The organism is Mycobacterium sp. 050128 (assembly GCF_036409155.1).
GTDB lineage: Bacteria > Actinomycetota > Actinomycetes > Mycobacteriales > Mycobacteriaceae > Mycobacterium.
Genome location: NZ_JAZGLW010000001.1, coordinates 2,420,948 through 2,443,810 on the forward strand (window position 1 = coordinate 2,420,948; position 22,863 = coordinate 2,443,810).

The 22,863-nt window shown below is 63.6% G+C and carries 27 protein-coding genes; 20 read left to right on the forward strand and 7 right to left on the reverse strand.

Annotation, left to right across the window (positions count from 1 at the left end; genetic code table 11):
• Position 1 precedes the first annotated feature (1 nt).
• From SKC41_RS11695 to SKC41_RS11725, 7 genes are all read left to right on the forward strand, one after another.
• On the forward strand, positions 2 to 847 hold the full coding sequence (locus SKC41_RS11695; protein ID WP_330977781.1) for an ABC transporter permease: 846 nt from the start codon (positions 2 to 4) through the stop codon (positions 845 to 847).
• Between the two features lie 114 nt (positions 848 to 961).
• Positions 962 to 2,134 (forward strand): MCE family protein, encoded by a 1,173-nt coding sequence (locus SKC41_RS11700; protein ID WP_330978845.1) that lies wholly within the window; start codon positions 962 to 964, stop codon positions 2,132 to 2,134.
• Complete coding sequence (locus SKC41_RS11705) at positions 2,131 to 3,153, forward strand: MCE family protein (protein WP_330977782.1); 1,023 nt, start codon at positions 2,131 to 2,133, stop codon at positions 3,151 to 3,153. The genes SKC41_RS11700 and SKC41_RS11705 overlap by 4 nt, the downstream gene beginning before the upstream one ends.
• Positions 3,153 to 4,271, forward strand: coding sequence for an MCE family protein (locus tag SKC41_RS11710; RefSeq protein ID WP_330977783.1), 1,119 nt, complete (start codon positions 3,153 to 3,155; stop codon positions 4,269 to 4,271). The genes SKC41_RS11705 and SKC41_RS11710 overlap by 1 nt, the downstream gene beginning before the upstream one ends.
• On the forward strand, positions 4,268 to 5,686 hold the full coding sequence (locus SKC41_RS11715) for an MCE family protein (RefSeq protein WP_330977784.1): 1,419 nt from the start codon (positions 4,268 to 4,270) through the stop codon (positions 5,684 to 5,686). Before SKC41_RS11710 ends, SKC41_RS11715 begins: the two co-directional genes overlap by 4 nt.
• The gene (locus SKC41_RS11720; protein ID WP_330977785.1) at positions 5,683 to 6,954 is read left to right on the forward strand and encodes an MCE family protein; all 1,272 of its coding nucleotides are present in this window, start codon (positions 5,683 to 5,685) and stop codon (positions 6,952 to 6,954) included. The genes SKC41_RS11715 and SKC41_RS11720 overlap by 4 nt, the downstream gene beginning before the upstream one ends.
• On the forward strand, positions 6,955 to 8,691 hold the full coding sequence (locus SKC41_RS11725; protein WP_330977786.1) for an MCE family protein: 1,737 nt from the start codon (positions 6,955 to 6,957) through the stop codon (positions 8,689 to 8,691). It abuts the gene before it with no gap.
• Positions 8,692 to 8,744: 53 nt separating this feature from the next.
• On the opposite strand, the gene SKC41_RS11730 is transcribed toward SKC41_RS11725, so the two are convergent.
• The 3 genes from SKC41_RS11730 to SKC41_RS11740 all read right to left on the reverse strand — a co-directional run bounded on the left by SKC41_RS11730 (position 8,745) and on the right by SKC41_RS11740 (position 10,691).
• Positions 8,745 to 9,266: a hypothetical protein gene (locus SKC41_RS11730; RefSeq protein WP_330977787.1), complete on the reverse strand. Its 522-nt coding sequence runs from the start codon at positions 9,264 to 9,266 to the stop codon at positions 8,745 to 8,747.
• A 79-nt stretch (positions 9,267 to 9,345) separates the two neighbouring features.
• Positions 9,346 to 9,951, reverse strand: a complete 606-nt coding sequence (locus SKC41_RS11735) for a hypothetical protein (RefSeq protein WP_330977788.1) — start codon at positions 9,949 to 9,951, stop codon at positions 9,346 to 9,348.
• Positions 9,948 to 10,691: a hypothetical protein gene (locus SKC41_RS11740; RefSeq protein ID WP_330978846.1), complete on the reverse strand. Its 744-nt coding sequence runs from the start codon at positions 10,689 to 10,691 to the stop codon at positions 9,948 to 9,950. Before SKC41_RS11740 ends, SKC41_RS11735 begins: the two co-directional genes overlap by 4 nt.
• Before the next feature lie 213 nt (positions 10,692 to 10,904).
• On the opposite strand from SKC41_RS11740, the gene SKC41_RS11745 reads away from it, so the two are divergent.
• Entirely contained in the window at positions 10,905 to 11,294 is a 390-nt protein-coding gene (locus SKC41_RS11745) for a hypothetical protein (protein WP_330978847.1), read from the forward strand.
• Positions 11,295 to 11,306: 12 nt separating this feature from the next.
• Here SKC41_RS11745 and SKC41_RS11750 read toward each other — a convergent pair whose 3' ends face one another.
• Complete coding sequence (locus SKC41_RS11750) at positions 11,307 to 11,909, reverse strand: TetR/AcrR family transcriptional regulator (protein ID WP_330977789.1); 603 nt, start codon at positions 11,907 to 11,909, stop codon at positions 11,307 to 11,309.
• A gap of 103 nt (positions 11,910 to 12,012) precedes the next feature.
• Between SKC41_RS11750 and SKC41_RS11755 the strand changes: the two genes are divergently transcribed.
• Genes SKC41_RS11755 through SKC41_RS11770 form a run of 4 tightly spaced genes read left to right on the forward strand, consistent with a single transcriptional unit; the run spans position 12,013 to position 14,490 of the window.
• A complete protein-coding gene (locus SKC41_RS11755) occupies positions 12,013 to 12,789 on the forward strand; it encodes a hypothetical protein (RefSeq protein WP_330977790.1) in 777 nt (258 codons plus the stop codon).
• Entirely contained in the window at positions 12,786 to 13,601 is an 816-nt protein-coding gene (locus SKC41_RS11760) for a hypothetical protein (RefSeq protein ID WP_330977791.1), read from the forward strand. Before SKC41_RS11755 ends, SKC41_RS11760 begins: the two co-directional genes overlap by 4 nt.
• Positions 13,598 to 14,197, forward strand: a complete 600-nt coding sequence (locus tag SKC41_RS11765) for a cytochrome c oxidase subunit 3 family protein (RefSeq protein WP_330977792.1) — start codon at positions 13,598 to 13,600, stop codon at positions 14,195 to 14,197. Before SKC41_RS11760 ends, SKC41_RS11765 begins: the two co-directional genes overlap by 4 nt.
• Positions 14,194 to 14,490 (forward strand): cytochrome C oxidase subunit IV family protein, encoded by a 297-nt coding sequence (locus tag SKC41_RS11770; protein WP_330977793.1) that lies wholly within the window; start codon positions 14,194 to 14,196, stop codon positions 14,488 to 14,490. Before SKC41_RS11765 ends, SKC41_RS11770 begins: the two co-directional genes overlap by 4 nt.
• Here SKC41_RS11770 and SKC41_RS11775 read toward each other — a convergent pair.
• Positions 14,463 to 15,803 carry a cytochrome P450 gene (locus SKC41_RS11775; protein ID WP_330977794.1) on the reverse strand — a complete coding sequence of 447 codons (1,341 nt, stop codon included), beginning with the start codon at positions 15,801 to 15,803 and terminating at the stop codon, positions 14,463 to 14,465. The genes SKC41_RS11770 and SKC41_RS11775 overlap by 28 nt on opposite strands.
• 178 nt (positions 15,804 to 15,981) lie before the next feature.
• Between SKC41_RS11775 and SKC41_RS11780 the strand changes: the two genes are divergently transcribed.
• Positions 15,982 to 16,683 carry a TetR/AcrR family transcriptional regulator gene (locus SKC41_RS11780; RefSeq protein ID WP_330977795.1) on the forward strand — a complete coding sequence of 234 codons (702 nt, stop codon included), beginning with the start codon at positions 15,982 to 15,984 and terminating at the stop codon, positions 16,681 to 16,683.
• Here the strand turns inward: SKC41_RS11780 and SKC41_RS11785 are convergent.
• Both SKC41_RS11785 and SKC41_RS11790 read right to left on the reverse strand, forming a co-directional pair.
• On the reverse strand, positions 16,599 to 17,009 hold the full coding sequence (locus tag SKC41_RS11785; RefSeq protein ID WP_330978848.1) for a hypothetical protein: 411 nt from the start codon (positions 17,007 to 17,009) through the stop codon (positions 16,599 to 16,601). The genes SKC41_RS11780 and SKC41_RS11785 overlap by 85 nt on opposite strands.
• Positions 17,010 to 17,047: 38 nt before the next feature.
• Positions 17,048 to 17,794 carry an enoyl-CoA hydratase/isomerase family protein gene (locus tag SKC41_RS11790; RefSeq protein WP_330977796.1) on the reverse strand — a complete coding sequence of 249 codons (747 nt, stop codon included), beginning with the start codon at positions 17,792 to 17,794 and terminating at the stop codon, positions 17,048 to 17,050.
• A 111-nt stretch (positions 17,795 to 17,905) separates the two neighbouring features.
• On the opposite strand from SKC41_RS11790, the gene SKC41_RS11795 reads away from it, so the two are divergent.
• The 7 genes from SKC41_RS11795 (at position 17,906) to SKC41_RS11825 (ending at position 22,863) form a co-directional block, all read left to right on the forward strand.
• Positions 17,906 to 18,328 (forward strand): lipoprotein LpqH, encoded by a 423-nt coding sequence (locus SKC41_RS11795; protein ID WP_330977797.1) that lies wholly within the window; start codon positions 17,906 to 17,908, stop codon positions 18,326 to 18,328.
• Between the two features lie 89 nt (positions 18,329 to 18,417).
• Positions 18,418 to 19,608, forward strand: a complete 1,191-nt coding sequence (locus SKC41_RS11800) for an amidohydrolase family protein (protein ID WP_330977798.1) — start codon at positions 18,418 to 18,420, stop codon at positions 19,606 to 19,608.
• Positions 19,605 to 21,044 (forward strand): FadD3 family acyl-CoA ligase, encoded by a 1,440-nt coding sequence (locus SKC41_RS11805; protein ID WP_330977799.1) that lies wholly within the window; start codon positions 19,605 to 19,607, stop codon positions 21,042 to 21,044. The genes SKC41_RS11800 and SKC41_RS11805 overlap by 4 nt, the downstream gene beginning before the upstream one ends.
• 81 nt (positions 21,045 to 21,125) lie before the next feature.
• A complete protein-coding gene (locus SKC41_RS11810; protein ID WP_330977800.1) occupies positions 21,126 to 21,563 on the forward strand; it encodes a hypothetical protein in 438 nt (145 codons plus the stop codon).
• A gap of 70 nt (positions 21,564 to 21,633) precedes the next feature.
• Positions 21,634 to 22,038: a hypothetical protein gene (locus SKC41_RS11815; protein WP_330977801.1), complete on the forward strand. Its 405-nt coding sequence runs from the start codon at positions 21,634 to 21,636 to the stop codon at positions 22,036 to 22,038.
• A gap of 8 nt (positions 22,039 to 22,046) precedes the next feature.
• On the forward strand, positions 22,047 to 22,670 hold the full coding sequence (locus SKC41_RS11820) for a fatty-acid--CoA ligase (RefSeq protein WP_330978849.1): 624 nt from the start codon (positions 22,047 to 22,049) through the stop codon (positions 22,668 to 22,670).
• 16 nt (positions 22,671 to 22,686) lie between these two features.
• Positions 22,687 to 22,863 carry a (2Fe-2S)-binding protein gene (locus SKC41_RS11825; RefSeq protein WP_330977802.1) on the forward strand — a complete coding sequence of 59 codons (177 nt, stop codon included), beginning with the start codon at positions 22,687 to 22,689 and terminating at the stop codon, positions 22,861 to 22,863.

The following is a 22,863-nucleotide window of genomic DNA, read 5'->3' on the forward strand; positions in this document are numbered from 1 at the left end:
GATGGCACTGAGGGCTGCATATCCACGATTGGTCCGCCAATTCGAGAAGCCGGTCGCCTCGCTGGGCCGGATCGGCGACCACACCCTGTTCTACGGGAAGGCGCTCGCCGGGGTGCCGTTCGCGGCTACCCACTACCGGCGCGAAGTGATCCGGCTGATCGCCGAGATCAGCATGGGCGCGGGCACTTTGGCGATGATCGGCGGGACCGTCGTGATCGTCGGCTTCCTGACGCTGGCGGCGGGCGGCACGCTGGCCATTCAGGGGTACACGTCGCTGGGCAATATCGGCATCGAGGCGCTCACGGGCTTCCTGTCCGCATTCATCAATGTGCGCATCGCGGCACCGGTGGTCGCCGGCATCGGTCTCGCCGCCACCTTCGGTGCCGGGGTGACCGCCCAGCTGGGTGCCATGCGGATCAACGAAGAAATCGATGCGTTGGAGGCCATGGCAATTCGGCCGATCGCCTATCTGGTGAGCACCCGGATCATGGCGGGAATGATGGCGATCACGCCGCTGTACAGCGTCGCCGTAATCCTGTCGTTCGTGGCCAGTCAGTTCACCACGACGTTCTTGCTCGGACAGTCGCAGGGTCTGTACCAGCACTACTTCAACACGTTCCTGAACCCGATTGATCTGTTGTGGTCGTTCCTGCAGGCCATCCTGATGGCGCTCACCATCCTGCTGATTCACACCTACTACGGCTATTTCGCTTCGGGGGGACCGGCCGGTGTCGGCAACGCGACCGGTAACGCGGTACGTACCTCGCTCATCGTCGTGGTGTCCGTAACGCTGTTGGTCTCCCTGTCTATTTACGGTGCGAATGGCAATTTCAACCTGTCCGGTTAGGAGGTAGACGTGACAGACAGATTCGGACCCGGTCCCATAGACCGGTCTGAAGCGGCCAGTAGCGCGTCTCCTGTCGCCGCGTCGCCTGGGCGTCACTTCGGTGCCCAGTCCTACGTGCGCCCGCTGGCGGGTCTTGCCACCGTGGTCGTCGTCGCCGTCATCTTCGCCTTCGCGGTGGGTCTGTTCCGGGGCTCCTTCACCGAATCCGTACCGGTGACCGTGATTTCGCAGCGCGCCGGCCTGGTCATGAACCCGGACGCCAAGGTCAAGATGCGCGGCGTGCAGGTGGGTAAGGTCGCCTCGATCGAATCGCTGCCCAACGGCCAAGCAGCTATTCACTTGGCGATGGATCCGTCGCAGTTGCACTTCATTCCCAGCAACGTGCTGGTCGACATCGCCTCGTCAACGGTGTTCGGCGCGAAGTCCGTCCTGCTGGTGGAACCTGCTCAACCCTCGACGCAGCGGCTACACAGCGGCCAGACGCTGCAGGGTCAGCACGTCATGGTCGAAATCAACACGGTGTTCCAGCAATTGGTGTCGGTGCTCTCCCAGATCGACCCGCCGAAGCTCAACGAATCACTGGGTGCGCTGGCTCAAGCGTTCAGCGGCCGGGGTGCAAAGCTTGGCCAGGCCCTGACCGACTTGGATTCATTCCTGGCGAGGCTGGAGCCGAGCCTGCCCGCATTCCGTCATGACTTCGCGGTCTTGCCGGCGGTGTCCAACGCTTATGCCGACGCCGCACCGGACCTGGTGCGGACCGTGTCCAACACGAACCGGATCAGCAAGACGATTGTCGAGGAGCAGCACAACCTGGATGCACTGCTGATCAGCGCGATCGGCCTGGCCGACATCGGCAACGACGTGCTGTCGCAGAACCGGCAGCCGCTGACGGATGTGATGCACCTGCTGGTGCCGACCACCGATCTGCTCAACGAGTACCACGAAGCGCTCACCTGTAGTTTCGGTGGGCTCATACAGATTGGCCACGGTGCGCCGTTGTCGGAACCGAGCATCAACATCTCGGCAAGCCTTACGTTGGGTGCCGAACGTTATCGGTATCCGACGAACCTGCCCAAGGTTGCGGCGACGGGCGGCCCGCGGTGCGTGGGTCTGCCGAAGCTGCCGTTCAATACGAACCCCCCGCAGTTGATCGCCGATACCGGTGCCAACCCCGTCGGGTACGGAAACCAGCAGACGCTGCTCAACTCCGACCTTCTCAAACAGCTGTTGTACGGCCCGATCGCCGGTCCGCCACGCAACCCGGCTCAGATCGGACAACCCGGATGAGAATGCGCCCCACGCTGATCAGGTTCGGGATCTTTGCGGTCGTGATGTCGATCCTCACCGCTTTCCTGTTCTTCATCTTCGGTCAGTACCGGACCGGTTCGACGAACGGGTATTCGGCGGTGTTCACCGACGTCTCGCGTCTCAAGCCGGGGCAGTCGGTGCGGGTCGCCGGAATCCGGGTAGGCACGGTCAATAGCGTTTCGCTGCAACCGGACAAGAAAGTTGTGGTGAAGTTCGACGCCGACCGCAACATCGTCCTCACCGAGGGCACCAGGGCGGCGGTCCGCTATCTCAACCTGGTGGGCGATCGCTACCTCGAGCTCATCGACGGCCCCGGCTCACCCAAGCTGCTGTCGGCCGGCGGTCAGATTCCCGTCAACCGCACCCAACCGGCGCTTGACCTCGATCTGCTGCTGGGCGGACTGAAACCCGTTACCCAGGGCCTGAATGCTCGCGACGTCAACGCGCTGACCTCAGCACTGTTGCAGGTCTTCCAGGGCCAAGGCGCGACCCTCGAATCGCTGTTCGCCAAGACGACATCGTTCTCAAACGCCTTGGCGGACAACGATCAAACCGTGCAGCAGCTGATCGACAACCTCAACATCGTCGTCGGCACGGTCTCCAAGGACGGCAAACAGTTCTCCGGCGCGGTCGATCGCCTCGAGCAGCTGATCAGTGGGCTGTCGGATGACCGCAACACCATCGGGTCCGCCATTGACGCCCTGGACAGGGGAACCGCCTCGCTGGCCAGCCTGCTGTCCAGCGCGCGGCCGCCGCTGTCGGGCACCATCGCGGAGTTGAATCGGCTGGCTCCGATACTCGATGGAGACAAGGACCGCCTCGACGCCGCGATCGCGAAGGCGCCGAACAACTACCGCAAGCTGGTCCGACTCGGCGTAGCCGGCGCCACCATCCCGTACTACCTGTGCCAGTTGGAACTCCGCGGGACGGATCTTCAGGGCAAAACGGTGCATGCCAACGTCTTTAGGTCTGATGCGGGAAGGTGCACGGAACCCTAATGCTCAAGTATCGCGGAGGTGGCCGGGTAAAGGCCGGATTCATCGGCGTCGTGTTAGCGGTGCTGGTGATCCTGGTGGGCCTGTCGCCCGACCGGTTCATTTCATGGGCCACGATGGTCAGGTACCAGGCACTGTTTTCGGAGGCCGGCGGCATTGCCGCGGGCAACCCCGTGATCGTGTCGGGGATGAAGGTCGGCACGGTGTCGGATGTCTCGCTGCAGCAAGGCGATGCTCTGGTGACGTTCACGACGAAGGGCGACGTCCTCCTCGGCTCGGAGACCACCGCGCATATCCGCACCGGCTCGCTGCTGGGCGAGCGGATGCTGACATTGGAGTCCGCCGGCAGCGGCACGATGCACCCGCTGACTGTCATTCCCGTCTCGCGCACCTCCTCTCCTTATTCGTTGACTGAAGCGGTCAGCGACCTGACTTCGGACACCGCGGGAACCAACACCACCGCGCTCAATCAGTCGTTGGACACTTTGTCGGCGACACTCGACCAGCTCGCACCCCAGATGGGGCCGGCCTTCGACGCACTCACCCGGCTATCGCGCACCCTGAACAGTCGCAACAAGAACCTGGGCGAGCTCTTCAAGAGTGCTGCAGATGTCACCAACGTTCTTTCCGAGCGCAGCCAGCAGGTCAACAAGCTCATCCTCAACTCCGACTCGTTGCTGCAAGTCCTGGTGGCGCGCCGACAGGAGATCGTGGACTTGCTGGCCAACACGTCGGTGGTGGCCAAGCAGCTGACGGCGTTGGTGCACGACAACGAAGCCACATTGGCGCCGACCCTCGAGAGGCTGAACAGGGTGCTCGGGGTACTGGAGAAGAACCGCGACAACATCGCCAAAGCGCTGCCGGGGCTGGCCAAATTCCAGATCACGGTCGGTGAGGGCATCGCCAGCATGTACGCCTACTCGGCGTTCGTCCCGAACTTCCTTGCGCCGCAAAACTTCCAACCGTTCTTCGACTATCTCTGGGGCTTCCGCACCTTCGACACCTCTCGCGGTCCCGGCTTCCCTTCGCCGGTACCTCGGTCGCTGGTTCCCTTCCCGTACAACGCAATTCCGATGTGCCCCGGCTGTACATTGGGCGGACGGGTCGGTGGATCGCAATGACCATCCCGCGCAGAAGGCTGGCGGCCCTCGCGGCGGTCGCCCTGGTCGTGCTGATCGTTGCCGGCGCGGCCGTGCTCGTCCGTAGTATGTTCTTCGGGCAGAAGACGATCACCGCCTTTTTCACCACCGCCACCGCGATCTACCCCCACGACGAGGTACGGGTATCGGGTGTCAAAGTCGGTAACATCGAATCGATTACGCCGCAGGGCACACAGGCGAAGATGACCCTGAAGGTCGATCGCAACGTGCCCATTCCGGCCGATGCGAAGGCGGTAGTCGTCGCCCCGAATCTGGTGGCCTCCCGCTACGTCCAACTCACACCGGCTTATCGCGATCGCGGGCCGGTCATGCACGACGGGGCGGTCATACCGGTCGAACGGACCGCGGTCCCGGTCGAGTGGGACGAAGTCAAAACCCAGTTGATGCGGCTGGCAACGGATTTGGGACCCAAGAGCGGTGTCTCGGGCACCTCAGTAGGCCGGTTCATCGACAGCGCCGCCAACGCGCTCGACGGTAACGGCGACAAGCTGCGGCAGACGCTCGGTCAGTTGTCCGGGGTCGCCCGGATCCTCGCCAACGGCAGCGGCAACATCGTCGACATCATCAAGAACCTGCAGACCTTCGTCGGCGCGCTGCGGGACAGCAACATCCAGATCGTGCAGTTCAACGATCGCCTGGCCACGCTCACCAGCGTGGTCAACGACAGCAAATCCGATCTCGATGCGGCGCTGACAGATCTGTCGACCGCGGTCGGCGAGGTGCAGCGATTCATCGCCGGCACTCGCAACCAGACCAGCGAGCAGATTGCCAGGCTGGCCGACGTTACACAGAACCTGGCTGATCACCACATGGCCCTGGAGAACATCTTGCACGGCGCGCCGAATTCGCTCGGCAACTTCTTCAATGACTACAACGCCGACACCGGAACCATCGTCGGCGGGTTCGGATTGATGAACTTCGCGAATCCCACCTGGGGCGGACAGCTGCTGCTGTCGGCCCCGGGCTGCGACCAGATCGGTGCCATCGAGAACGTCACCGCGGTCGAATCGGGCAAGCTGTGCGCCCTGTTCCTCGGTCCGGGATTGCGACTGCTCAACTTCAACAACTCGCCACTGCCCATCAACTTCATTCTGCAGAAGTCCATGGACCCGTCCAAGATCCTCTACACCGAACCACGCCTGGCGCCCGGCGGCGAGGGCCCGAAACCCGGATCGCCGGAGACCCCGCCCGCGGTGTCGGCCTACACCGGCCTGCCGGGTGATCCGGTGGGACCGCCGGGCGCGGTACCACCGGAGCGGATACCGGGCGCCGCGATGCCGCTGCCGCCCCCACCGTCGACGCCGATGCCGCCGCCGCCACCACCGGCGTCGAATCTGTCGGACATGCTGCTGCCAGCCGAAGGGCCACAACAATGATCGCGCGGATTGCGGTGCGACGGGCGCTCGTCGTCGGTTGTTGTGTGGCGTTGTCGGTGTCGGGATGTGCCTTCCATGGCCTGAATTCGTTGCCGTTGCCCGGAGCGGTCGGGCGTGGGCCGGGGGCCAACGTTTATCACGTCGAGTTGCCGAATGTTGGCACGATGGAGTCGAATTCGCCGGTGATGGTCGACGACGTGGTCGTGGGCAGTGTCGGTGAGATGCGGGTGCAGGGTTGGCATGCCGACGTCGAGATCTCGGTCAAGCGCGATGTGGTGGTTCCGGCCAATGTGGTGGCCACCGTCGGGCAGACCAGTCTGCTGGGTTCGATGCATGTGGAGCTCAATACGCCGCTGGGCCAGCAGGGAACGGGTCGGCTTCAGCCGGGTGCGACGATTCCGTTGAGCCGCTCGACCGCGTATCCGTCGACCGAGCAGACGTTGTCGTCGCTGGGCGCGGTGGTCAACGGCGGCGGACTGGGACAGATCGGGGAGGTCATTCACAACTTCTCGGCCGCGCTGTCCGGGCATGAGGGTGCGGCGCGTGATCTGCTGACGCGTCTGGACACGTTTGTGGGGACGCTGGATCAGCAACGCGACAACATCGTTGAGTCGATTCAGGCATTGAACCGGCTATCGGGCACCTTCGCCGCGCAGCGGGACGTGTTGACCGAGGCGCTGCATAAGATTCCGCCGGCCCTTGATGTGTTGATCAAGGAACGCCCGCGGCTGACGGAAGCGCTGGATCACCTTCGGGCGTTCAGCAACACAGCGTCCCGGTTGGTCAACGACGCGCAGGACGACCTGGTGAAGAACCTCAAAAACCTGGAGCCGGCCATCAAGGCGCTCGCCGACGTCGGACCGGAGTTCGGCATGGCGATCGCGGCGGGTTTCGTGTTCCCGTTCACCCAGAACTTCGTCGACCGCGCGGTCCGCGGCGACTACTTCAACCTGCACGTCGATCTCGACCTGTCGATCCCACGGCTTAAGAAGGGATTGCTGTTGGGGACCCACTGGGGCCAGCTGGACGAGCCCGTACCACCGGAGCCCGGGGATCCGTATCGAATGAACTACACCCTCGATCCGTTGCACGACCCCGTGCGGCCGCCGTGGATCGACCCCAATGCGCTGCCGCTGCCCGCGCCGCCGCCGGGATTTGGTCCGCTGCCCGGGCCACCACCGGCCCAGACGCCCGACGCGAGTCTTGGTCAGACGCCACCGCTGCCCGGCCCGTCGCCGGCAACGGCACCGACGGGAGGTGGTGGATAGATGCTGACGCGCTTTGTCCGGCTCCAGCTTTGGATTTTCACGATCGTCGGGACCATCGGCGTGATCTCGATGGTCTTGTTCTACATCCAAGCGCCCACCCTGTTGGGCATCGGCCGGATGACGGTGACGCTGGAGCTGCCGGCTACCGGCGGCCTGTACCAGTTTTCGAATGTGACCTACCGCGGCGTTCAGCTCGGCAAGGTCACCTCGGTGGGGTTGACGCCGACCGGTGCGAAAGCGACGCTGTCCCTTAACACTTCACCCAAAGTTCCCGCGGACCTGACGGCGGAGGTACTCAGCGTCTCCGCGGTAGGTGAGCAGTATGTTGACCTACGGCCCAAAACCGATTCACCGCCATACCTGCACGACGGCTCGGTTATCGCCGCGCGCGACACGACGATTCCGCAAGCGGTCGGGCCGATGCTTGAGCAGCTCAATGCCTTGGTCGGCAGCATCCCTAAGACCAAACTCGGCCAATTGCTCGACGAGACCTTCCAGGGCTTCAACGGTTCCGGTTACGACCTGGGCTCACTGATCGATTCGTCGGAGACACTGTCCCGCGACTCCAACAGCGTCGTCGATCGCACCAAGGCACTCACCGAAGACACTGGGCCGCTCTTGGATACACAGGAACAGACCACCGATTCGATCAGGACGTGGGCACGTAGCTTCGCAGGAATCACGGATGTGTTGGCGAACAACGATTCCCACTTCCGCACCATCCTGCGAAACGGTCCCGATGCCGCGAACGAAGCGTCGCGGCTTCTCGAACAAATCAAACCGACGCTGCCGGTGTTGCTTGCCAACCTGACCACCATCGGGCAGATCGGCGTCACCTATCACCCCTCGATCGAGCAGCTGCTGGTATTGCTGCCGTCGGCGGTTGCTATCGAGCAGGCCGCTACGGGCGAAAACCATCCCGACGGTAAAGCCGTGGGTGACTTCGCTTTAACGATCGACGACCCGCCTATTTGCACGGTCAGCTTCATGCCGCCCAACACGTGGCGATCCCCGGACGACCTCAGCGACATCGACACCCCCGACGGGTTGTATTGCAAGCTTCCGCAGGACTCGCCGATGGCTGTTCGCGGTGCGCGCAACTACCCCTGCATGGGTCACCCGGGTAAGCGCGCGCCCACCGTCGAAATCTGCAACAGCGACAAGCCGTTCATGCCGCTGGCGATGCGCCAGCACACGCTCGGCCCCTACCCGTTGGATCCGAATCTGCTCTCCCAGGGTGTGCCGCCCGACGACCGGATCACCGGCGACAACAGAATCTTCGCACCGGTGCAGGGAACGCCGCTGCCGCCGGGAGCGGTGCCGCGCGGCACACCCGCGGGCCCGCGGGGAGAAAATCCACCATCGGGCACGGTGGGAGCGGCTGTACCGCCGGTGCCGTCGGGACCAACGCTGAGACCCATATCGCCGATGTCGGCGGACCTCCCGACTTTCGCGCCACTCGACGTTCCCGCAGCGGGTGAGCTTCCCGCAACACCGCCGCCGCCACCGGCACCACCCGCGGCACCCGCACCACCGGATCAAGTCGACGCTGGACAGCCGCAGGCCGCGCCAAGTGCGTTCGGAGCCAACGGATCTAAGCCCGCGCCGTCGATCGTGGTGGCGAAGTACGATCCGCGCACTGGTCGTTACGTCGGTCCGGACGGGAAGTTGTACGAGCAGTCGGATCTCGCGCCTGCGAAAGCGCCCAAGACGTGGAAGGACATGCTTCCCACCTGACGCCGCTGAGGGGGCTGGGAAGCGACGGTGGCGGTGCAGCTACGACCGCTTGGTCAGGAGACCTGATCCAGCCGCAACGGCATCGCGATGTCAAGCCACTGGTTTTGCCCGCAAGCACCGCTTGGCCCGACCGTCTTGTCCTTGCCGGACAAGGTCCGCGACCCGATTTGAAATCCACCGTTATCGTTCACAGGGAAGAAAGAGAAGGTCTGCTGTCCGGGGAACGCGGTACCGTCCTCGCACCGCTCCCAATTCGGCACTTCGCGTCTCGCCTTCCACACCTGCCCATCATTGAGATAGAGGGGCGCGGTCCATCCCTGGTCGCTTCGCACCGTTCCGTGGCATTCCTGGAATGAGTCGCACGTCGAGCTGATCGTCCATGTTTGGTAGACCGTCGGCTCGCCGAAGTATTGATCGTTTCGCTGGGCCCAATCACCGATGGACGTAACGTGATACGTCCCATTAAGGGCCACTTCTTCCTTGGTTGTTGCCTGGGCCGTGGAGGCAGTGGCCAATCCGCCAAATACGGTGGCGGCCACCAGCGTTGCGGTGGTGAGTGTCTTAGCTGAACGCATCAGGAACTCCTAGAGCGCATAATTCTCGAGCGTTGACGTTACACCGTTTTGGCCGACCAGGTAACGGTTAGGGACGCACTCACCCGACCGGCTCAAATTTCGCGATCAGCCAGGAACCGTTGACCTTTGTCAGCGTGACCACGACGGCGCTTTTGTTCTGCGCGGGATCTTTCTTTTGCATGCTGGCCGTGGTCTGGTCGACGAAAATCAGCACGACAGCCGAATCGGGATGCAAATCCGAAATCGCGGCCCGAACCACCTTGGCCGACGCCGTCAGGTGCCCCTCCTTCGCGGTCGGCCCGACGATATCGGCGGTGAATTTGCTGTAGTAGGCCAAAAACTCGCCGGTGAGATGCGATTTCGCCGTGGCGAAATCGCGATCCAAATGGTCATAGGAATACGTCAACACCGCCGCGGCACCGTCTGACGCCGCCTGGATTGCGCGATGTGCCGCGGCGTCGTCGACCCGCTGATCCGGCCGGTACACGACGATGTACACACCGGCAGCAACCCCCACGGTGGCAATTACCAACGTTGTCGCGATTATCGAACGCCATTTCGCCAACAACCGGCGGCCGATCGCTGCCAGCCGACGCATGCGCGCCGCCGTGCCGGCGGGCGGAATTTCAGGGTCGTCAGTAGGTGTTTCGGTGGCCCCCAGCGACGAACCATGCTCGACAGTCATGAGAGATAGTCAATTTTCGACATTTTGAGCTGGCCGTGGTCGCGGTTCAAGGTGACGCTCAGCCGGAACAAGGCCGGCGGCGGCTTCTCGTTATCCGGACCAGTGGCATCGGTTTTCGCCGCCACGAGCACGACTCCTGAATTGTCGCTCAATGATTCGACGGCGACAGCTTCGACGGTGACCTTGCTGCCGATCTTCGAGTCCTGGGCCTTTTTGACCATCAGTACCGAGATCGCCGACAGTTGGCCGTTGAGGTCCCCCGTCGTGGCATCGATCATGCGCTGGACGTCCGCTTTGGCATGATCGGGGTCAATCGACATCAGCGCCGTGATCCCTTGCCGGGCGGCAGCAGCAAACTCCACGGCGAGCTGGCGATGATGCGCCACGGAGCGGTGCTGCCACAGCATGTAACCGCTCGCACCGGCAGATGCGCAGGCGATCACGATGCCGACGCCAACAGCTATTGCTTTGCGCGCTGGACGGCGAAGCGACTTTGCGCGGCGCTGCTTGGCATCTGGGGACACGGCACCGGTTTCTGCTGCCTGGCGCAGCCGTGCCAGGCGTGCCTTAGCCGCCTCGGCGCGCGCTTCAGCCTCGGCAACTTCGTCTTCTGGGGCCGTTTCCGATGCGGGCGCCGGGACCGCGGAGTCGACCCCCGAGCGCGACTGTGGTTCATCGGGATTGGTCACATCCGCCGGGTCACCACAATCGTCGGCGTCGGGCCCGTCCGGATCGTGCACGGAGAGGCAGCTTATCACTTCGGCCCGGGCGCAAGGCCTGATCGGTTGGCCGCTTGCCATCGCTTTTACATGCGGAAATACGCGGTCGTCAGGAAAAGAGGCGCAATAGCGTTCGAGGGCCCTGGCATGGATTGGCGTTCCCGCGTGCGCGATCTTCTCCAACCAGGAGAATTTTCTTTTCAGGTGTGGCAAAGTAATCGGGTGCGATTAATCGTGGCCCTCATTGCCGCGTTGCTCGGCACCGGTGTGCTGGCGGCGCCGCCGTCGTTGGCCGGGCCCACCGTCTGCGACTACCCCGATTGCACGCCGGGCATCATGCCGCATCAGGTCCTCGGGGCGCCGTGTGACAACACCACCTACTACGCCTTCGGTGTCGCGGATGGTTATGTCTCCTTCGCCTCGCAGCCCGGTCGACTCATGTTCTGCGGTTCGCCGAGGAGATATCAGCCGCGATGGTTCCGGTCACCTCCGATGGCGGGAGTCAAGGAGGAAGGCGCGAACTGCGAGAACTACCAGAACTACGTCGCACAGGCGCCCGATGGCCTATTCCTGATCTGTTTTGCCCATGACGGCATTATGAGCTGGATCCGCGCCGACACTTAGCCCTACTCGGCCCTACTCGGTGGCCTCTCGATGCAGCCCGAGAAGCCGCCTGATCATGACGGTAAGCCGTTCGAGCAATGTGTCGTCGTCGATGTCGGCCAGCAGCGGGTGCATGACCGCCGTGCTGATCGCGCCGGAGAACATGGCCGCCTCGATCCGACCGTCGAGGCCGGCATCGCTTAGCAGTCCGTCGTACAACCGGTCCATAAAGCGTTGAAACGGCTTGTGTTCGGCCAGCAGCCGCACCACGACGGGATCGAACTGCAGCGTGCGCACCAGCCGGCGGTCGCGGACCGCCATTTCAACGACGCTCTCCAGCAGCGCATCCCGCGCTTGCGGTCCGTTGCCGTGCGCCTCGGCTGCCTCCAGCGCGGGAAGCAGCCGTCCGAGCTCGCGCTCGGTAACCGCGATCACGATCTGATCCTTGGTCCGGAATTGGTGGTACACAGCAGCTTTGGTGATCCCAACCGCGTCGGCGATCATCTGCAGCGACGTACCGCTGACGCCGTGCTGGGCGAACAGGTCGAGCGCCGCATCGAGCACCCGCGTTCTGGGAGGGCTGTAGTGAACAACTCTCAGCGCTTCATCGCTGACCGGCTGCTCCGCTGTACCCACGGAACGAGCCTAGACGACCGGCTATTGACCCGAGGCTAGCCGTACGGCTAGCTTCGGTACGAGCGAATCTAGCGCGGCGATTTCGTGCTGAAGGGAGTCACCGATGACAGGCATCAGCGGGGGAGATGCAGCAGGTCGGCGAGCGGCGCCGCGGCCTAGGGACGGCGAGGTCATTCTGCTGTGGACATTGCCCGTCACGGTGATTCTGTGGATCGCCGGGTTCCTGCTGTTTCCGGGCTTCAATCCGCCGATGTCACCCTCGATGCCGGCGGAACAGGTCGCCGCGTTCTACCGGGATCCGGCCCACATCCCGCAGATCCGGTACAGCATGATCGTGTTCAACTGGTTCGGCGTGTGCCTCGTCCCGATCCTGGCCTTGATCGTGCTGCAGATCCGCCGAATGGCACACCGGACGCCGATCTTCTCCTACGCGATGCTGGGCTGCGTGGCCGGCGGTCCGACGTTGTTTCTCGTCGCCAATGTCTGCTGGCTACTGGCCGCATTTCGCCCCGAGCGCAGCCCGGAGCTGACTCAGCTGCTCAACGATTTCGGCTGGATGACCTTCACCATCCTGGTCCCGTTCCTGATCGGCCAGAGTGTGATCCTGGCTGTGGCAATCTATTTCGATGATCAAGCGCGACCCGTGTTTCCCCGCTGGGTAGCCCACTTCAACCTTCTGGTAGCCGCCGCGTTAGTGCCCGCAGCCTTTGTCGCAGTGTCACTGACCGGTCCGCTGGCGTGGGACGGCTTCCTGTCGTTCTGGGTGAAGAACGTTGCCATCGCGGTCTGGATCGTCGTGATGGGAGTTGCATTGGGACAGGCCATTTATCGCGAGCGCGCCGAGAACCCCGGGCGCCCGGACAAACTGGTCAACGCGTGAGTGCGGTAATCACACCGCCGACCTCGCCGGCCACGCCCCCTTCCGGCCCGCTGCATCACCGAATCGCCTGGCACCTGCGCCACAACCCCAAGCGTGAACTCTGGTTGGCGTGGTGGGTGCTCGTCGTCTTCTACAACGTGTTCTTCCCGGTGTTCTTCATCATCGCGCAAGTTCAGCCGCCACCGGAGCCCACCTGGGACCTCGCGACGCAGGTCCACTGGTTCCAGGAGCGCCACCTGGGCATACCGCTTGGTTTCGGCATCATCTTCGCGATCAGCGGCGCGATCGCGACCAACAATGCCCTGATCGCATATTCAATGCGGCGCATGTCGGTCAGCCGCGCGTTCGGTTACTCGTATCTGATCATCTACTCGCTCAGTGCGGTTCCCGGCATGATCCTGCTCAACATCGCGCTTCTCGTCGGGACGTTGCGACCAGAGCGCAACCCGGAGGTGATCGGCTGGCTCTACGATTTCGCCTTCTTGTCGTTTGACGGAACGATGGGAGTCTTCCTGATCGGCTCGCTGATCTGGATGGTCGCGATCCTGCTCGACAAGAATCGAGTGTTCCCGAAGTGGTTCGGCTACCTCAACCTGTGCAACGCGCTGACCGAAGTCGTCGTCGCCCCCTGCTGGATTTTCCGGCGGGGTGTGTTGGCCTGGGACGGCGAGATTGCCTGGTGGCTCGACATGGTCGTGTTCGGCATTTACCAAGTCACCTTCGTCGTCATGCTGTATCGGATGATCCGGCGCGAAGACTTCGGCACCGGACAGTTGCCGGACTTCCCGCCGAAAAAGGTTGTTGCGCAATGACCGATCTCAAGACCGACCTCGCCGACAAGGACCAGCGCCCCAGGTTCGTGCCCGGTCAGCCCGACATGTGGGCCTTCGTGTTGTTCGAGACCTTGGTTTTCACAGGGTATTTCGGCTTCTACCTGTTCTCCCGCGCCCGTAACGCCGAGCTTTTCATACACGCACAGGCGCACCTGGACCTGCGCATCGGAGTTTTCAACACTCTAGTCTTGCTGTTGAGTTCGTGGTCGGTAGCGCGGTGTGTTCAGTCGTCGCGCGCCGGCGAGTACCGGGCGGCGCTGCGAGATGTGTTCATCACGGCCGCAGTCGCCGCGGTGTTCCTCTTCTTCAAGGTGTTCGAGTGGGTCAGGCTGGTCAACAGCGGAAACGGGTTGGACAGCAACGACTTCTTCACCTACTACTTCTTCCTCACCGGCATTCACTTCGTCCATCTGCTGATCGGCTTCGTTGTCCTGGGCGTCATCGTTTACCAACTCCGAAGTGCGGCAACAAGACCGCGGGAATCCCAGGAAGTCGTGGAAACGTGCGCAACTTACTGGCACACCGTCGACTTCCTGTGGGTGCTCATCTTCGCCCTGCTGTACGTGGTGAGGTGAGTGTGAAATTCAACAAGCGGCTGCTGATCGTGTGGGTGATCCTGGCGTTGCTCACGCTCGGCTACCTGTGGATAGACCATTCGGCAGAGGGTCAGGCCGGGTCGCTGAAGCCCAGCGCAGTGGTGACAGCGAGCGTTATCGTGATCGCTCTCATCAAGGTGCGCATCATCTTTCGCGAATTCATGGAGGTGCGAAGCGCACCGGTCCTGCTCTGCCGGCTGACCGACGCCTGGATAGTGCTGATGGCCGTCGCGATGCTCAGCTGCTATTTCGTCGGGATGCGGCTCGCGTAGTACGCGCGAAGGAGTGGTTCAGGCCACGGGTGCGCCGCCTCTGCGGTCGTGAACGACAGGTGCAGTTCGCTCAAGCCCCGCAGGATGTACGTCGGCTCGTAGCTGTAACGACGCTCGGCGGCCGGCCCGTGATGGGCTTCGTTGATCTCGATGTGCGGCATCCGGTCCAGGATGCGTTCGATCGAGACCCTGCCTTCCACGCGGGCGAGCGGTCCGCCCGGGCAGGAGTGCACGCCGCGGGCAAACGCCATGTGCTCGCGAACGTTCTTGCGGCGCAAGTCGAACTCGTGCGGGTTCTCGAACCGGCGCGGATCGCGATTGGCCGCGCCCGGCAGGATCATCACCACAGTGCCGGCGGGGATGTCGACGCCACCGATGTTGGTGTCGCGCAGGGCAAGTCGCGAGTCGCTCTTAACCGGGCTTTCCATGCGCAACGATTCCTCGATGAACGCGGGGATCAGGCTGCGGTCTTCACGGATCTGTTGCTGGATTTCGGGCCGGTCGCCCAGGGCTTGCAGGGCGGCACTGAGCAGCTTGGCCGTGGTCTCCTGCCCGGCGGCGAAAAGGAAGGTGGCCGAACGGACGACCTCGATGACCTCGGGAGTGGATCCGTCCGGATACTTCGCCTCGGCCAGGAAGGTCAGCACGTCGCTGCGCGGTTCACGCCGCCGATCCTCGATGTAGTTGCAGAACTTGTCGTCGAGCCACTCGAGGGGGTTGATCCCGACCGACTCGTGATCCAGGGCGCCCACCCGTGCCTCGGGCCGGTCGGCGCCCAAGGCAACGCGGAATTCCTTGTGGTCGTCTTCAGGCACGCCGAGCAGGTCGGCGATCACCAGCGTGGCGAACGGCTTGGAGTATTCGGCGATGAATTCGCATTCGCCGTTGTGCAGGAACTCGTCGAGCTGACGATCGGCGAGGCGCCACATGAACTCCTCGTTCTGCTTCAGCCGGCTCGGCGTCAACAGCTTGGCCAGCACCGAGCGGGCCTTGGTGTGGTCCGGTGGGTCCATCGTGACCATGTGCTCGTTCATCGGAAAGTAGCTGCGGTGCTCGTCGACCAGGGCACTGATGTCGCCGCCCTCGGGAGTAAAGGGCAGCGGTGGGAACGGTCCGCCGAGCGCGACGATGTTGGAGAACGTTTCCGGGTCCTTGTAGATCTCCGTGGCTTCCGCGTAGCCGGTGACCGCGACGACCCCATGGTGCGGCAACCGCAGCACGGGGTTTTCGCTGCGCAGGTAGTCGAAGTAGGGGTGCGGATCCGGGACCAGAGACTGATCGGTGAAGAAGTCGATCGACTCGTAGTTGCTCATAGATTGCATCTCCTGGGCGGTCTACCGGTGGGTTCGGCGGCATGCGGCACCGCCCCCGATTTCGGAAATCTGAGCATCTGCTTAGCACGGCAGTAATGTCGTGGTCAAGGACACGACGCCGTGCCGCGCTACGATTCCCGTGGTCGGCAGGTGAGCGTGGACAGGACGGAGCAGCGGCATGACATCGGCCCGCAGGATCGGGGCGCCGGACGCCAAGAACCGCGGTCTGCTGCTCGACGCGGCCGAACAACTGATGATCGAAGAGGGTTACGCCGCCGTCACCTCGCGGCGCCTCGCGAACAAAGCCGGGCTGAAACCTCAGCTGGTGCACTATTACTTCCGCACCATGGAGGAGTTATTCCTCGAGGTCTTCCGGCGCCGCGGTGAAGAAGCGCTCGAGGCGCACGCACAGCTGATGCAGTCACCCCAGCCGCTGTGGGCGGTGTGGCGATTCGGCACCGACCCCGCATTCACGCGTATTTCAATGGAATTCATGGCGCTGGCCAATCACCGCAAGGAGATGCGGGCCGAAATCGCCTACTACGCCGAGCGTTTCCGCGAAGAGCAACGGCAAGCGGTGACCACTGCGTTGCAGAAGTATGGCGTGGACCGCGAAGAGATGCCGCCGGTGGTGGTTGCCGTGCTCATGTCCAGCTTGTCGAGATTCCTGGTGCTCGAAAACGCGGTGGGCATTTCCGCCGGTCACGCCGAGACCATCGAATTAGTCGAAAGTCACCTGCGTCGGCTCGAAGGCGAGCCGCAGCCGATTCCGGGAATACCCGAAACCTGGGTGGTTCACCAGTTGCGCAGCGAACAGAGCACGCCTTTGAGCCCGTCCTTGGATACGACGACAACGCCATCCACCGCCAGAACACAGTGAAGCCCCGGCGTGCCGGGCTCCGTGCCCGTGCTCGCCACCACCATCGCGTAAGCGTCGGGGTTGGTCATGTCCAGATCGAAGGTCCACGGCGGCTTGCCCGGGCCGAGATCGACGTCGACATGCGGCGTGAACAAGTAAGGGTTGTGGCTGTAATCGGAGAATCTGTCCGGCTGGTGGTCCAAGTAGTAAATATCGGTGTAGATCGGATTCTCAGCGGTGACGGCGTACTTGACGTGATGCACGACCGGACCGGCGGTCGGGTCGGCGTGAGCCCGTGGCGTGTTCACGGCAAGACCGGCACCCGCCGACAAAACTGCCAGAGTCATCGCCGATCCGATGCTCAATAGTCTCTTCACGCTGGTGCTCATGTCGTTCCTCCGGCGGCCGGTCGCGCCTTGGCGTTTCGGTTCACTACCCGCTCTGCGGCCTGCCAGTGCGCGTCGGCAACCCACAAACGTGCAAAGGATGCTATCGCCTCATCAGGCGAAACGCCGTTGATTACTCGTTTTATCTCGGTGGCCGGTTGATTGGCCAGGGAGGCGGCGATCGAACGCCAGCCCTGCTCGAACGAGGCGCGCGGCAACACCACGTCCACCAACCCGATGCGCTCGGCCTCGGCGGCGTCGACCGTCTTTCCACTGCCCGCGAGAAGCAGTGCTCTGCTCTTTCCGACGAGAGCGGCCAGTCTCTCGGCACCACCCCAGGCCGGCATGATTTCCAGCGTCACCTGATTGAACGCGATCTTGATGTCGCTTGCGGCAACCCGGATGTCGGCAGCAACGGCTACTTCGGCGCCACCGCCGTAGGCATGCCCGTTGAGCGCGGCGATCACCGGAGCCGGGAAGCTCGCCAGCTGGTCGCAGATGGACCGCATCCGCTTTGCCATCGCGGTGGCTTCCGCCATGGTCCGCAGGGCGCTGAGCTCCTTGAGGTCACCGCCGGAGACGAAAGCCTTGTCGCCGGCACCCCTGATCACCAGGGCCTGGGCACCGGCCGCGGCATCGAGCGCCTTCTCCAGCTGGTCCATGGTGTCGAGCGCGATCGCGTTGCGTGCGTGCGGGCGGTCGATGGTGAGCACCGCAAGCCCGTTGTCGAGCTCCAAGTCCAGCATGCGTTTAGTTGCTCCTCGGAAGAGGCGTCGATATTGGCATTCTCGTGCGGCGAGAATAACATCATCGCTGCAGGCCGATGGGGTTTGTACATTGACGATAGAGGTGGCCCAGTGCAGGACAGAATCGTCGTGGCGGCCGCCGCGGTGCTCGCTGTAGCCGGCCTCGGGGCGTGCACGTCGCGACCAGCCGCGCAAATCTCTAGCTCGGCATCGGTCACGGTCAACGGTGATGACGCGAGTTTCCACGTCGTGCAATGCGGTCAAGTGCAGTGGACCCGCACGATCGACATCGGTGGCAAGTTTGCCGGGGCCAAGATCATCATCGACGAGGGGGCGCAACCGCCGTCTGCCGAGTCGGTGCGCATCCAAAATCTGGGTGGGTTCACCGGAGCGTACGCCCGGGGTGACGGCCCCCGTGCCGACATGAGCATGTCAGGGGACAAGTTCACGATCACTGGCACTGCCAACGGTTTCAAGGCCGACAAGCCGAATGAAGCGGCTTCGGCGACTTTCAAGATCATCGTGACCTGCTGACGCCGCGAGTGGCGATACCACTGGGGTGCACGTTTGCGGTGTGGGCCCAATAGAGAATAGTATTCTCACAAATCGCGAAGGAGGATCTCATGGGCCAGTTGTCGCACCGGGAAGACGTCCCGTTTCCAATCTTTGACGCAGATAATCACCTCTATGAGCCGCCGGAGGCGCTGACCAAGTTCCTGCCCAAGGAGTACAAGGACTTCGTCCAGTACGTGCAAGTCAACGGGAGGACGAAGATCGCGATCCGCGGCCAGATCAGCAACTACATTCCCAACCCGACCTTTGAGGTCGTTGCCCGGCCGGGCGCCTGGGAGGAGTACTTCAAGTACGGCAACCCGGACGGCAAGAGCAAGCGCGAGCTGTTCGGTGAGCCGATGCGGGCGATCCCGGCGTTCTTCGAGCCCGGCCCGCGCCTCGAGGTGATGAACGAGTTGGGGCTCGACCGCACCCTGATGTTCCCGACGCTGGCGAGCCTGATCGAGGAGCGGCTGCGCGACGACCCGCTCGCCATTCACGTCCTGGTCCATGCGCTGAACCAGTGGCTCGATGAGGTCTGGGGCTTCAACTACCAGAACCGGATCTTCACCACCCCGGTGATCACGCTGCCGATCGTGGAGAAGGCGATCGAGGAACTGGAGTGGGCGGTCAAGCGTGGTGCGCGCTGCATCCTGGTCCGCCCGGCGCCGGTCCCCGGCTTCCGTGGCCCCCGGTCGTTCGCGCTGCCCGAGTTTGACCCGTTCTGGGAGCGGGTTGTCGAACACGACGTGCTGGTCGGCATGCACTCCAGCGACAGCGGCTACTCCCGGTACACCTCCGAATGGGATGGTGCCGACCAGGAAATGCTGCCGTTCCAGACCAACGCGATGGGCATCCTCAACGAGTGGCGGCCGATCCAGGACTCGGTGGGGTCGTGGGTAATCCACGGCGCGCTCTACCGCCACCCCAAGCTGAAGGTCGCGATCGTCGAGGCCGGTTCGAAGTGGATGACCCCGCTGCTGGACGGCCTGGCCGAGGTCTTCCGGAAGGCCCCGGAAGCCTTCCCGAGCGACCCGGTCGAGATGGTCAAGAACCGCATCCACGTCAGCCCGTTCTTCGAAGACGGCATCGACGAGCTGGTCAACCTCGTCGGTGTGGACCAGGTGCTGTACGGCTCGGACTGGCCGCACCCCGAAGGGCTGGCGGAGCCGACCTTCTACGTCAACGCGCTGTCGCATCTGTCCGTCGACGACCAGGCAAAGATCATGGGCGGCAACCTGTCCCGACTCATCACGGTGTGACAGGACAGTCGAACTGGCAGACCATCCCCGAGATGGTCTTGAGCGCGGCGGATCGCTTCGGTGATGCGGAAGCAGTTGTCGACGGTCCGCTGCGTTTCACGTTCACTGAAATAGTCGACCGAATCCGTTGCGCAGCAGGCGCATTCGCGGAGCTCGGCGTTGACAAGGGTGACCGGGTCGCCGTCTGGGCACCCAACTCCGCGGAGTGGATCGTCGCGGCGTTCGGGCTGCTCACCGCGGGCGGCGTATTGGTGCCGGTCAACACGCGGTTCAAGACGGAAGAAGCGGGCGACATCATCGCCCGCAGCGGCGTGAAGGCGGTCCTGGTCCAGAAGGGATTTCTGGGCCAGGACTACACCGCACCCGCGGGGACGCCGGTCATCGACCTGAAGTCCGACTTCCTTTCCAGCGGTTCGCCGTTCGAGCGGCCGGTGAACGGCGACGACGTCTCGGACATCATCTTCACTTCGGGCACGACTGGGCGCCCGAAGGGCGCGATGATGCATCACCTGCAAACGTTGCGGATGTACCAGGAGTGGGCGACGCTCGCCGATCTGCGTCGAGGCGACCGCTACTTGCAGATCAATCCGTACTTTCACACGTTCGGTCTGAAGGCTGGGCTCGTCACGTCTTTCCTGCGCGGCGCGACGATGCTGCCGGTCGCCGTGTTCGACGTAGACACCGTCGTGGAGTTGATTGAGCGCGAGCGCATTACGATGCTGCCCGGCCCGCCGACGCTCTACCACTCGTTGCTGACGGTCCCCGACAAGTCCAGGCTTGCCACGTTGCGTGCCGGCGTGACCGGCGCCGCCGACATCCCCGTCGAGCTGGTCCGGCGCATCCATGACGAGCTGCCGTTCCAGACGTTGATGACCGGGTACGGGCTCACCGAGGCGGGCAACGTGACCTTGTCACGCCCCGGCGACTCCTTCGAGGATGTCGCGACCACCGCCGGGCTGCCGTGCGACGGCGTCGAGGTGCGCATCGCCGACGACGGCGAGGTGCTGGTCCGCGGCTACGGCGTCATGCAGGGCTACCTGGACGACCCGGCGGCCACTGCCGAGGCGATCGACCCCGACGGCTGGCTGCACACCGGCGACTTGGGCAACTTCGACGACGCCGGCCGGCTGCGCGTCATCGGACGCAAAAAGGACATGTACATCGTCGGCGGGTTCAACGCGTATCCGGCCGAGATCGAGGGCTTCCTGATGAAGCACCCGGCGGTCGCGCAGGCGGCGGTCATCGGGGTACCCGACGAGCGGCTCGGTCAGGTCGGCAAGGCGTTCGTCGTCCCGAAAGGCGCAGTGGCCGCCGACGAATTGATCGACTGGTGCCGTGAGCGGATGGCCGGATTCAAGGTGCCGCGCACGGTCGAGTTTCTCGAGGCGTTGCCCCTCAACGCCACCGGCAAGGTCATCAAGGACTGCCTGCGTTAGACCCAGGCCGGACAAAGACGTGATCGTTGGGCGACCGCACCGACCGCACCGTCAGCACCCTCAGCGGGGTGAGCCGCGGCGGTGCACCACCCCGACAAGGTGGCCGCGGTGGTCCTGGCCGCCGCATCCGGGAGAACCGTTCCCCCGCAAAACAATTCGGCGCCGATGCGCGCCGGTGACCCCACGCTGCCCGACGCGACCCGACTGGCCGCGCTGCGGATGGCGTTCATCGCACCCGACCATGCCGCCTCGACCTGGCTCACCGGCTGGTATCCGGAAACCCTTGCGATGCAGGTGGACTGGGTGCGCCGCACGGACGTCGCGCGCTACTGGGGCGCCGGAAACGCGCCGGTGTTCGAGATCATCGCCGCCCTCGACCCGTTTCACAAGCGCAACGAGTGGGGCGATATGCGAGCCCGCTACGGCGATCAAATCACCAGCACTGTCATCGACGATGCCAGCCACGCCCTGTCCCCGAACCGCCCGCCGCGGTTGCCGCCGCAGTCATCGAGTACCTGAACACCGTCGGCCACGTCGCCGTTCGCTGAGAACACGCAGGGAACCGAGTCACATCACCTACGATGCTGCCATGGGTCGGTGGGAGTCCGAAATGGTCCACTATCGCCGCGAGCGCGGCGATCGTCCTCATCTGGCCGCGATCGCGGTTAGCGGGTTCATGATCAAGCAGCACCACGATGCCGTGAAAAAGCGTCAACGCGCGGCCGAGTGCGCTGCCGCCGCGCGGCAAGCCGCCGTAACGCCGACAACGCTGACCTTCGATGACGCCAAGAAGGGGGCGCAGGCAGTCGCGGTGGACTCGGACACGGTGACGGCCGATTCGGCGGTGGTGCCGGCCGCATCCGTGACCACAGATAAAGCATCGGTCGAAGAGCCGACCGGGGTCGGGCAGACCGCTGGCGCCAAAAAGGCCGAAGGCACAACGGAAGACGGCGCATCGCCCGTTCGGAGTTCACTCCCGTTGGGGGCGCCATGACGCGCAGCGTGGAACCCAATGACATTCATTCGATGGTGATTGCCTCGGACTACCGGATCCCCGATCCGACGCGGGTGTTGCCCTTCATCGAGCGTAATAAAGCGGCGCTCTCCGAAATCGGAGCACACCACGTTCTGGTCTACACCTCGAACCACGACTACGGTCGCGTGCTGGTCATGATCGGAGTCCACAGCCGCGAGCCGATCGTGGAGCTGCTTCGCTCACGCGTCTTCTTCGACTGGTTCGACGAGGCCGGTATCGAGGACATCCCAGCGGTTTTCGCCGGGGAGATCATCGACAGGTTCGTGCCGACACCGCAGTCGAATCCGTCGGCGCCCGGCGTCGTGGTCGCCGCCATCGCGTCGGTCGACGATGTGGCGATCCTGACCGCCGAAGTCGGCTCGGCGATGGACAGGTTCGCGGCGGCCGGCATCCGAAAGACCTGGGTGTTTCAGGCTTTCGACGATGACCACGAGGTGCTGATCCTGCAGGAGTTCGCCGACGAACACTGCGCACGCGAGTGGATCGAGCACCCAGATGCCGCCGCCCAGTGGATGTCCCGGGCGGGGGTGGGGGCCTACCCGCCGCTGTTCGTTGGCCAGATGTTCGACATCATGCGTATCGAGGCTTGAGTGAGCGGACCACTCGGTGTTCGTATGTCTGTGTAACGGAGTCACCAGTCAAACGGTGTCCGAGTGTGTCGCGGCCGGGGCGTCGACTACCAAGGCCGTTGCGCATGCCTGCGGGGCCGGCTCGGACTGCGGTCGTTGTCGCCGCACCATTCAAGCAATACTCAAATCGTCACAGCCCCGGTCGAAGGGCTGA